Source organism: Thermoactinomyces sp. CICC 10735 (assembly GCF_016055175.1).
Lineage (GTDB): Bacteria > Bacillota > Bacilli > Thermoactinomycetales > Thermoactinomycetaceae > Thermoactinomyces > Thermoactinomyces vulgaris.
The window spans coordinates 1-634 of the sequence record NZ_JAECVT010000018.1; the positions used below are offsets into that span (position 1 = coordinate 1).

Here is a 634-nt window from a genome sequence, read left to right on the forward strand (position 1 = left end):
GCAGCCGTGGGGGCGGGAGTTCGCCCTGCGCGACCCGGCCGGCAACTGCGTGCACTTCGTGGCCGAGGAGCAGGACTGACACGTGCTACGAGATTTCGATTCCACCGCCGCCTTCTATGAAAGGTTGGGCTTCGGAATCGTTTTCCGGGACGCCGGCTGGATGATCCTCCAGCGCGGGGATCTCATGCTGGAGTTCTTCGCCCACCCCAACTTGTTTATTGCAGCTTATAATGGTTACAAATAAAGCAATAGCATCACAAATTTCACAAATAAAGCATTTTTTTCACTGCATTCTAGTTGTGGTTTGTCCAAACTCATCAATGTATCTTATCATGTCTGTATACCGTCGACCTCTAGCTAGAGCTTGGCGTAATCATGGTCATAGCTGTTTCCTGTGTGAAATTGTTATCCGCTCACAATTCCACACAACATACGAGCCGGAAGCATAAAGTGTAAAGCCTGGGGTGCCTAATGAGTGAGCTAACTCACATTAATTGCGTTGCGCTCACTGCCCGCTTTCCAGTCGGGAAACCTGTCGTGCCAGCTGCATTAATGAATCGGCCAACGCGCGGGGAGAGGCGGTTTGCGTATTGGGCGCTCTTCCGCTTCCTCGCTCACTGACTCGCTGCGCTCG

1 pseudogene is annotated in these 634 nt (G+C 52.4%); it reads left to right on the top strand.

Annotated elements, in window-relative coordinates:
• Positions 1-82 precede the first annotated feature (82 nt).
• A pseudogene (locus I8U23_RS13335) lies at positions 83-214 on the top strand (VOC family protein); the annotation flags it as partial.
• Positions 215-634 lie beyond the last annotated feature (420 nt).